We start from the raw sequence: 9,346 nt of genomic DNA, 5'->3' as shown, positions 1-9,346 counted from the left end.
CTCAGGCGCCGCGCGGCTTCCCGTTCCGTCCGGCGGGGCGCTGGCCCAGCGCCTGCTCGACCCGCGCGATCATGCGCTGCAAGCCGGAGAGGCGGCCGGTGCTCGCCGGCGGCCGGCCGGTGCCGAGGGCGTGGGAAATATGCAGCCGGCGCGCCTCGAGCGCCGAGCGGCGCAGCATGCGCAGCTTGTCCATGTCCGACATGGGGTTCCTCCCGCTTTTGTGCCGCCCATCTGCGCGCTTCCGCGGCGCGGGGCAAGGGCGGCCGCGGGATGGCCGCCATGCCCGCGCCGGGTCCCTGCGCCCCGCCCGCGGCGACAGAGCGTCAGCCCAGCAGGGGCTGCATGGCACCGGGGGTCAGCCGCGCCTCGGTGCGCGCCTGCAATTCCTCGAAGCTGAGGCCAGGCAGGATCTCCTCGACCAGGACGCCCGCCTCGGTCACGGCGAGCAGAGCGAGGTTGGTGAAGATGCGCTTCACCACGCCCCGCGCGGTCAGCGGGTAGTGGCACTGGCGCAGGATGCGCGGCGCGCCATCGCGCGCAGTGTGCTCCATCATCACCCAGATCTGCCGCGCGCCGACCGCCAGGTCCATGGCGCCGCCGACCGCGGGAATCCCGTCCCCCGTGCCGGTGCTCCAATTCGCCAGATCGCCGCGCTCCGACACCTGGAAGGCGCCCAGGACGGAGATGTCGAGATGCCCGCCGCGCATCATGGCGAAGCTGAGCGAGCTGTCGAAATAGCTGCCGCCGGTGCGCAGCGTCACCGGCTGCTTGCCGGCATTGATCAGGTCCCAATCCTCCTGCCCCTGCGGCGGGCGCGGGCCGATATGCAGCACGCCATTCTCGCTGTGCAGGAAGATCTCGATGCCGTCGGGGATATGGTCCGGCACCATGTCGGGCAGGCCGATGCCGAGATTGACGAAGGCGCCATCCGGCATGGCGCGGGCGACGCGGCGGGCGATCTGCTCGCGGCTCAACGGAGTGGTCGGGCTCATTGCGGCGCCTCCCTGCGCACCACGCGGTCGACGAAGATTCCCGGCGTCACCACGCTTTCCGGATCGAGCGCGCCCAGCTCGACGAACTCCTCCACCTCGGCGACCACGAGCTTCGCCGCAGTGGCCATGGCCGGGGCGAAGTTGCGCGCCGTCCTGTTGTAGGTGAGGTTGCCCAGGCGGTCCGCCTGCCGCCCGCGCAGCAGCGCGACATCGCCGGGCAGCGGTGTCTCGAAGACATGCTCCCGTCCGCCGATCAGCCGCGTCTCCTTGCCCTCGGCCAGGGCGGTGCCGGCGCCGACGGGGGTGAAGAAGCCGCCCAGCCCGGCGCCGGCGCAGCGGATGCGCTCCACCAGCGTGCCCTGCGGCACCAGCTCAAGCTCGATCTTGCCGGCGCGGTAGAGGTCGCTGAAGCTGCTGGTCGTGTTGGCCTTCGACTTCGGGTAGGAGCAGACCAGCTTGCGCACCTGCCCGGCGGCCAGCCAGAGGCTGAGATCGGCCGTGGCGCTGCCGCCATTGTTGCAGACCACCGTCAGCTCGCGCAGCCCGGCGGCGTGAATGGCCGCGATCAGGCCGAGCGGCGTGCCGGCGCCGCCGAAGCCGCCCAGCAGGATGGTGGCGCCGTCACCGATCCCGGCGATGGCTTCCGCGAATGTCTCGACGCGCCTGTCCAGCATGGAATGCGCTTCCCCTTCCCGTGTCTCTGCGGGCCGGTCGGGGCGTTGCCCGCCGGCCTCTTGGTCCTTGTCGGCGGGTGTTCAGCCGCCGCTGTTCAGCAATTTCCAGATGCCGTCGGCCGCCAGGATGGGGCGGTCGCCGACGCTGAGCACACCGCGCACGAAGACGACGCTGCGCGTGCGGCGCAGGATCTCCGCGCGCGCCTCGATGAAATCGCCCGGCTGGGCCGTGGCGAGGAAATGCGTGTTCAGCTGCATGGTCACGGCGGGCTGGCGGCCCGTCGCCTCCCACACCGTCATGCCGAGCGCGTTGTCGGCCAGCGTCACCAGCAGGCCGCCATGCACGATGGCGCGGCCATTGGCATGGTGCGGCTTGGTCTGCAGCCCATAGGCCCAGCCATCCCCCTCCTTGCGCGCCCAGAGCGGGCCCACCAGGTCGAGGAACTCGTTGCCCGGCGCCAGGCGCCATCCCGCGGCGCCGGCGCCGCTGGGCGGGGTGTCAGCCGCCATGGCGCGGCCTGCGGAGGGGCATGCGGATCTCCATCGCAATTCTGCCTTGCGGAATAGCATTCCGCGCCTTCGGTCGAGTATGAGCCGGCCGGCGGGCGCGTCAAGAAGGCAGGCCGCTGGTTCAAACCGCGCGCCGGAGCGCCTAGATCGGTGCATGCCCTTCGCCCCCGAATACCGCCCCAGCCAGGTCCACGCCGCCCTCGGCGAGGATTTCTTCGACCGTGTCGCGCCGGCCCGCTTCCCGCGGCAGATCCTGCGCTACCGCAACCAGCGCTGGGCAGAGGCGCTCGGCCTCGGCCCGCTGAGCGAGGCGGAGTGGCTGCAGCATTTCGCCGGCTTCGCGCCGCTGCCCGGCAGTTTCGACACGCCCCTGGCGCTGCGCTACCACGGCCACCAGTTCCGCCAGTTCAACCCGCAGCTCGGCGATGGCCGCGGATTCCTCTTCGCCCAGCTGGAGGATGCGCAAGGCCGCCTGCTCGATCTCGGCACCAAGGGGAGCGGCCAGACGCCCTGGTCGCGCGGCGCGGATGGCAGGCTGACGCTGAAGGGCGGGGTGCGCGAGGTGCTGGCGGCCTCGCTGCTGGAGGCGCAGGGCGTCGACACCTCGAAGCCGTTCAGCCTGGTCGAGACCGGCGAGCAGCTGGTGCGCGGCGACGAGCCCTCCCCCACCCGCAGCGCCGTGCTGGTGCGGCTGAACCATTCGCATCTGCGCATCGGCACCTTCCAGCGCCTGGCCTATCGCCGGGACGAGGCGGGGCTGCGCGCGCTGCTGGCGCATTGCCTGCGCCACTACCTGCCCGAGGCGCAGGGCGCGGAGGGCGAGGAAGCCCAGGCGCTGGCCTTCCTGCAGGCGGTGATGCGGCGCGTGGCGCGCGTCGGCGGGCAGTGGATGGCGGCGGGCTTCGTGCATGGCGTGCTGAACACCGACAACATCAACATCACCGGCGAGAGCTTCGACTACGGCCCCTGGCGCTTCCTGCCGCATTACGATCCCGGCTTCACCGCCGCCTATTTCGACCATGGCGGACTCTACGCCTATGGCCGGCAACCGCAGACGCTGCTTTGGAACCTGGCGCGGCTGGCGGAATGCCTGCTGCCGCTGGCGCCGCTGGAAAAGCTGGAGGCCGTGCTGGATGGCTTCGCGGGCTGCTTCGGCACGGCCTGGAGCGCGGCCTGGCTGAAGCGCCTCGGCCTGCGGCCGCGCGGCAGCGAGGCCGATATGGAGCTGGTCGCCACCCTGGAAAAATTCCTGCAGCAGAGCCAGGCGCCCTTCGAGCAGGCGGTGTTCGACTGGCAGGGCGGGCTGCTCAGCGAGGCGCGCGCGGCGCGCAGCCCCTCCGCTGTGCATTATGGCAGCGAGGCCTTCGCCCCGGTGCACGCGCTGCTGACGCGCTACGACGCAGAAAATCCGGCCCGGCTGGAGCATACCTATTTCCGCCGCGCCCGGCCGGTGACGCTGCTGATCGACGAGGTGGAGGCGCTCTGGGCACCGATCGCCGAACACGACGACTGGAGCTTGTTCGAGGCGAAGATGGCGGAGATCACGCTGCTGCGCGAGGCCGGCTGAGACGCGGCCGGCGGGGCGCGCCCCGCCGGCCGGAACCTCACCACATCGGGCGGCCGCCGGTCACCGGCAGCACCACGCCGGTCATGTAGCTCGCCTCATCGGACGCCAGCAGCACGAAGGGCCCGGCCAGTTCCGCCGGCTGGCCGGCGCGGCCGAGCGGCGTGTTCTTGCCGAAGCTCTCCACCTTGTCGGGCGGCATGGTGGAGGGGATCAGCGGCGTCCAGATCGGCCCCGGCGCCACGCTGTTCACGCGGATGCCCTGCTTGGCCAGCATCTGGCTGAGTCCCACGGTGAAGTTGGCGATGGCGCCCTTGGTCGTCGCATAGGCCAGCAGGCTGGGCGACGGGTCCTTGGCGTTGATCGAGCTGGTGCCGATGATCGAGCTCCCCGGCTGCATGACCTTCGACGCGGCCTTGGCCAGATAGAAGTGCGCGTGGATGTTGGTGCGGAAGGTCGCATCCCATTCTTCTGCGCTGATCTCGTCGATGCTCTCATGGGTGCGCTGGAACGCGGCATTGTTGATCAGGATGTCGAGCCGGCCGAATTCCTGCATGGCGCGGTCGACCAGGCCGTTGCAATGGGCTTCCTGCGAAACGTCGCCCGGCACCAGCACGGCCCTGCGCCCGGCCTCGCGCACCCAGCGCGCCGTCTCCTCGGCATCCTCATCTTCCTCCAGATAGGAGATCAGGATATCCGCGCCTTCGCGCGCATAGGCAATGGCGACAGCGCGGCCAATGCCGGAATCGCCGCCGGTGATGAGCGCCGCGCGTCCATTAAGCTTGCCGCTGCCACGATAGGAGCCTTCACCGTGATCGGGCTTGGGCTGCATCTCGGGCGTCGTGCCCGGCGGCTCCTGCTGCTGCCTCGGCTGCGGCGGGGTCGGATGGTTTTGGGTCGGATCAAGCGGCATTGTGGGCTCCTGCATGAAGGGTCAGGCGCAGCGGTGGCAGCTCGGGCGAGATCTCGCCCAGCACCAGGCCACTGGCCGGGGAAGCGGGCATCGTTGCCAGGTCGATGGAGAGATCCTGGGGTGGCAACACGCAGCGCATGCGTGACAGCAGCCGCACCGCCTGCATGACCAGCAGAATGGTCAGATCCTCGCCGGGGCAACGATGCCCGGCGATACGGTCGCCAGCGCCCTGCGGGATCAGGCTGTTCGCATCGCCGGACCAATTCCGGAAACGCTCCGGCCGGAACCGCTCCGGCTCCGGCCAGAGGCGGGCATCATGGTTTGTGCCGTAGAGATCCAGCAGCACCCAGTCGCCGGCAGTGAAGTCATGGCCGCGCCAGGTGAAACACTCCCGCACACGACCGCCAATGGCCGGGAAGAACGGGTAGAAACGCCGCACCTCCTGCACGAAGTGCGGCAGCTCCGTCTCGTCGCCGCTGGCGAAGCGTGCCCGCCAGGCCGGATGGTCATGCAGTGCCAGAGCCGCGAAGACCATGTAGCGGCCGACAGCCAGGATGGGGCGCAGGATGTTCAGCATCTCCACCGCCAGCACCTCGGGAGGAAGCGGCTCGCCCTTCAGGTCGCGATGCTGGAGAAAGGCCTCCAAAGCGCTGCCCGGCGCCACATCGCCGGAAGCCCGCTGCGCCAGCATGGCCTTGGCGACACGCCGTTCCGCCCGGCGGCGCAGGCGCAGGGCGCGCCACTGGCGCGGTCCGATACGGCCAGCCTCCGACACCATGGCGGCAAGCTCGGTGGCCAGAGGCTGGATCTCCTCCTCGGGCAGGCGCAGCCCGGCCCAGTCGCAGGCGGTGCGCGTCAACACCGGCGACATCGCCTCCAGCAGAACGATCTCCCCCGCAGCGCTCCAGCCTGGCAGCGCGCCGCGCCAGTGCTGTTCGAGGAGCGTGGTGGCACGCCGCAGCGAGGGCTCGTCCATCAACGACAGGAAGGCAGCGCGGCGATGCCGATGCGCGGCGCCATCCAGCATCTGCACGCTGCCCTTGTCCTGCAGCAGGCGCAGCACCGTCTGCGGCATGGCGCCGACGCGGGTGAAGCGGCCCGGCGTGTAGAACATCGACGCAGCCTCGGCGCCGCGCAGGAAGATCGCTTTGGTCAGCATGATCCGCGCGGCGAAGATGTCGCTGCCGAAGCGATCGCAGCGATCGCCGATGAAGCGGTAGCCCTCCTCCAGCAGCGCCAACGACGCATCCAGGGCGGGATCCTGCGGGATGTCGCGCATGCGGCCTCCGTCCGATCTCTGCCAGGAGAACCGGCGCGGCCCGGCGGGGTTGCCGCGGGCCCGCATGCAAACGGCCCGGGCTGCGCTGCCCGGGCCGTGCCACCCTGCGATGAGACGCAGGAACCTCAGTCGTAGCGGAGATCGGCCGCCTTGCCGCCGAAGATCTTCCAGGCCAGCAGCGTATAGAGCGCGATCACCGGCAGCACGAAGAGCGCGCCCGCCAGGATGATGGTCAGGCTCTCCGGCGCCGCCGCCGCCTGCCACAGCGTCAGCTGCTCCGGCACGATATAGGGGAAGAAGGACCAGGCGAGCCCGGTGAAGGACAGCACGAACAGCCCCGTCGCGCCCCAGAAGGGCAGCGTCTCCAGCGCGTCATTCTGCAGCGGCAGGTGCTTCAGCAGATGGTGCAGGCCGAGCAGCAGCACGAAGGTGGTCGCCGGCAGCGGCGCCAGCAGCACGAGGTTGGGCATCTCGAACCAGCGCGCCAGGATGCGCGGCGAGGCGATCGGCGTCGCGACCGACACCGCGAGAATGCCGGCGCCCAGAAGCCAGAGCGTGGCGCGCGCCCAGGCGACGGACTGGCGCTGCAGCGCGCCCTCGGTGCGCCAGATCAGCCAGCAGGCGCCGATGAAGGCGTAGCCGGCCGCGAGCCCCACCGCGGAGAGCGCGGCGAAGCCCTGCGCCGCCCAGCCCTCGGCGAAGCCCAGCACATAGCGGCCGAGCATCCAGCCCTGCGCCAGCGACGCCAGCAGGGAGCCGGCGAAGAAGGTGTGGTCCCAGCGCCGCTTGCCCATGACGGAGGCCGCCTTGGCGCGGAACTCGAAGGCCACGCCACGCAGGATCAGCCCGGCCAGCATCACCGCGACCGGCAGGTAGAGCGCGGTCAGGATGGCGCCATGCGCGATCGGGAAGGCCACCAGCAGCAGGCCGACGCCGAGCACCAGCCAGGTCTCGTTGGCGTCCCAGAAGGGGCCGATGGAGGCGATCATGCGGTCGCGCTCCGCCTCCTCCGCCGTCGCGTTCAGCAGCAGGCCGACGCCGAGATCGAAGCCGTCCAGCACGACATAGGCGAGGACGGAGAGCGCCATCAGCGCGGCGAAGGCGACCGGCAGCAGCTCGGGGTCAAGGAAGGGGGTCATGCGGCCATCTCCTCAGCTGGCGCGCGCGGCGAGCGCGCCATCCGGCAGCCCCGCCTCGGGCTTGGCGCGGCTCTTGCGCGCCAGGCGGAACAGCGCGGCGATATAGGCGGCGAGCAGCACGGCGTAGAGCGAGAGATACATGCCGAGGGTCAGGCCGATATTGCCCGCCGGCACCGGCCCCGCGGCCTGCGCCGTGGTCAGCACGCCCTGCACCAGCCAGGGCTGGCGGCCGATCTCGGTGACATACCAGCCGGCGAGCGTCGCCACCCAGCCGGCGAAGCTCATGCCGGCCAGCACGCGCAGCAGCAGCACCGGCAGCGTGCCGCGACGCCACAGCAGGAAGGCCGCGCTGGCGCTGACCGCGATCATCAGCAGCCCGGTGCCGACCATCACGCGGAAGGCGTAGAAGACCGGCTTGACCGGCGGGTGGTTGCCCTCGAACTGGTCGAGGCCCGGCACCACGCCATTCGGGTCGTGCTTCAGGATCAGGCTGGCGCCGAGCGGGATGCCGATCTCGAAGCGGTTCTCGCGCGCCGCCTCGTCCGGCACGGCGAAGAGCAGCAGCGGCACGCGGCCCTGGGTGGTCCAGTTGCCCTCCATCGCCGCGACCTTGGCCGGCTGGTGCTCCAGCGTGTTCAGCCCGTGCAGGTCGCCGACGAAGGCCTGCAGCGGCGCCAGCAGCGCGGCCATGACGATGCCGGTGCGCAGCGCCACGCGCACGCCCGGCGCGCGGTCGCCCTTCAGCCAGCGCCAGGCGGAGAGGCCGGCGACCAGGAAGCCCACGGTCAGCGCCGAGGCCAGCAGCATATGCGTCAGGCGATAGGGCATGGAGGGGTTGAAGACGATCGCCCACCAATCGGTCGCGTGGGCGATGCCGTCGCGCAGCTCGAAGCCCTGCGGCGTGTGCATCCAGGAATTCAGCACCAGGATCCAGAAGGCGCTGAGCGTGGTGCCGACCGCCACCAGCACGGTGGCCAGCGTGTGCAGCCAGCCCGGCACGCGGCGGAAGCCGAACAGCATGATGCCGAGGAAGGTGGCCTCCATGAAGAAGGCGGTCAGGATCTCATAGGCCAGCAGCGGCCCCGCGATGTTGCCGACATGCTGCATGAAGCCCGGCCAGTTGGTGCCGAACTGGAAGCTCATGGTGATGCCGGAGACGACGCCGAGGGCGAAGGAGAGCGCAAACACCTTCACCCAGAAGCGGTAGGCGTCCATCCAGGCTTCGTCGCCGGTGCGGTTGAAGCGCAGCTTGAAGAACAGCAGCACCCAGCCCAGCGCGATGGTCACGGTGGGGAACAGGATATGGAAGGAGATGTTCGCCGCGAACTGGATGCGGGCGAGGATGAGCGGGTCCATGGCGGTTCACTCCACGGGATCGGACTGGCCGCGCCGCGGGCGGCCGAGGGAGACGATGCGGTCCTTGGCCTCGAGCAGCCGGGTCACCTTGGCGCCAAGCGCCAGCAGCGAGGCCAGGCGCTCGGTCTCCAGCCGCTTGACGTCCTCGTACCAGGTGGTGAGCTGCTCGATCAGCCCGTGCATCTCGGCGATGCGGGCCTGGGCGAAGCGCTCCGGCTCGCTGCCCGGATGCTGCATCTGCAGTTCGCGCAGCACCGAGAGCGTCGGGTCCACCTCGCGTTTCTTCCGTTCCTCCGCGAGCGTGCGCAAAATCTGCCACACATCGTCCGGCGTGGTGAAATGGTCGCGCCGGTCGTCCGGGATGTGCTTCGGGATGATCAGGTTCCAGGCCTGCAGCTCGCGCAGCCCCATCGACACGTTGGAGCGCGAGACGCCGAGCGCCTCCACGATCTGCTCGGCGTTCAGCGGCGCCGGCGAGACGTAGAGCAGGGCGTAGATCTGGCCCACCGTGCGGTTGATGCCCCAGCGGCTGCCCATCTCGCCGAAATGCAGCACGAAGGCCTGGGCGATCGGGGGGAGGTTCATGGTGTCCTGCACATCCTGCTGATTCGGTAATTTCAGGAAAAGCTGAAAATTGATATAGCGCAAGTTTCCGGACGGCAAGGGCTTTCGCAGCCCGCCAAGCCCCCGCTCTCTCTACAAATGCGACTCATTTGCAACACTGCCGGCTGATCCGCCGGAGGGGGTGATCAAGCGCTTGCGAGGCGGCCGCGCCCGCGCTCTCTTTATGCGAACGATTCTTAGTATCAGGAGCCACCCTTGCCCGCTTCCCGACCGGCCCGCCGCCCGGCCGCCAGCCAGGCCTCCCTCGCCGCCCTCGCCCTGCTGGTGCCGGTGGCAGCGCCCGCAGGCCTCGCCG

General features: G+C 70.2%; 10 protein-coding genes. 1 reads left to right on the top strand and 9 read right to left on the bottom strand.

Annotated elements, in window-relative coordinates; all coding sequences use genetic code 11:
- Nucleotide 1 precedes the first annotated feature (1 nt).
- From HMPREF0731_RS15325 to HMPREF0731_RS15310, 4 genes are all read right to left on the bottom strand, one after another.
- Entirely contained in the window at nucleotides 2-202 is a 201-nt protein-coding gene (locus HMPREF0731_RS15325; RefSeq protein ID WP_040613595.1) for a hypothetical protein, read from the bottom strand.
- 121 nt (nucleotides 203-323) lie between these two features.
- On the bottom strand, nucleotides 324-992 hold the full coding sequence (locus HMPREF0731_RS15320) for a 3-oxoacid CoA-transferase subunit B (RefSeq protein WP_007005076.1): 669 nt from the start codon (nucleotides 990-992) through the stop codon (nucleotides 324-326).
- Entirely contained in the window at nucleotides 989-1,666 is a 678-nt protein-coding gene (locus HMPREF0731_RS15315; RefSeq protein WP_007005075.1) for a 3-oxoacid CoA-transferase subunit A, read from the bottom strand. The genes HMPREF0731_RS15320 and HMPREF0731_RS15315 overlap by 4 nt, the downstream gene beginning before the upstream one ends.
- Before the next feature lie 81 nt (nucleotides 1,667-1,747).
- Nucleotides 1,748-2,176 (bottom strand): PaaI family thioesterase, encoded by a 429-nt coding sequence (locus HMPREF0731_RS15310; protein WP_040613593.1) that lies wholly within the window; start codon nucleotides 2,174-2,176, stop codon nucleotides 1,748-1,750.
- A gap of 154 nt (nucleotides 2,177-2,330) precedes the next feature.
- Here HMPREF0731_RS15310 and HMPREF0731_RS15305 point away from each other — a divergent pair, with 154 nt between their 5' ends.
- Nucleotides 2,331-3,743: a protein adenylyltransferase SelO gene (locus HMPREF0731_RS15305; RefSeq protein ID WP_007005073.1), complete on the top strand. Its 1,413-nt coding sequence runs from the start codon at nucleotides 2,331-2,333 to the stop codon at nucleotides 3,741-3,743.
- Nucleotides 3,744-3,780: 37 nt separating this feature from the next.
- Here the strand turns inward: HMPREF0731_RS15305 and HMPREF0731_RS15300 are convergent, their stop codons facing one another.
- From HMPREF0731_RS15300 to HMPREF0731_RS15280, 5 genes are all read right to left on the bottom strand, one after another.
- On the bottom strand, nucleotides 3,781-4,653 hold the full coding sequence (locus HMPREF0731_RS15300) for a glucose 1-dehydrogenase (protein ID WP_040613591.1): 873 nt from the start codon (nucleotides 4,651-4,653) through the stop codon (nucleotides 3,781-3,783).
- Entirely contained in the window at nucleotides 4,643-5,893 is a 1,251-nt protein-coding gene (locus HMPREF0731_RS15295; RefSeq protein WP_245538342.1) for a cytochrome P450, read from the bottom strand. The genes HMPREF0731_RS15300 and HMPREF0731_RS15295 overlap by 11 nt, the downstream gene beginning before the upstream one ends.
- Before the next feature lie 164 nt (nucleotides 5,894-6,057).
- A complete protein-coding gene (locus HMPREF0731_RS15290; RefSeq protein WP_007005070.1) occupies nucleotides 6,058-7,071 on the bottom strand; it encodes a cytochrome d ubiquinol oxidase subunit II in 1,014 nt (337 codons plus the stop codon).
- Between the two features lie 12 nt (nucleotides 7,072-7,083).
- On the bottom strand, nucleotides 7,084-8,427 hold the full coding sequence (locus HMPREF0731_RS15285) for a cytochrome ubiquinol oxidase subunit I (protein WP_007005069.1): 1,344 nt from the start codon (nucleotides 8,425-8,427) through the stop codon (nucleotides 7,084-7,086).
- Between the two features lie 6 nt (nucleotides 8,428-8,433).
- Nucleotides 8,434-9,012: a GbsR/MarR family transcriptional regulator gene (locus tag HMPREF0731_RS15280; RefSeq protein ID WP_040613664.1), complete on the bottom strand. Its 579-nt coding sequence runs from the start codon at nucleotides 9,010-9,012 to the stop codon at nucleotides 8,434-8,436.
- Between the last annotated feature and the right edge of the window lie 334 nt (nucleotides 9,013-9,346).

This window comes from Pseudoroseomonas cervicalis ATCC 49957, from assembly GCF_000164635.1.
Classification (GTDB): domain Bacteria; phylum Pseudomonadota; class Alphaproteobacteria; order Acetobacterales; family Acetobacteraceae; genus Pseudoroseomonas; species Pseudoroseomonas cervicalis.
The sequence above is the reverse complement of the archived record's forward strand: the minus strand, read 5'-3'. Positions and strand labels throughout refer to the sequence as shown.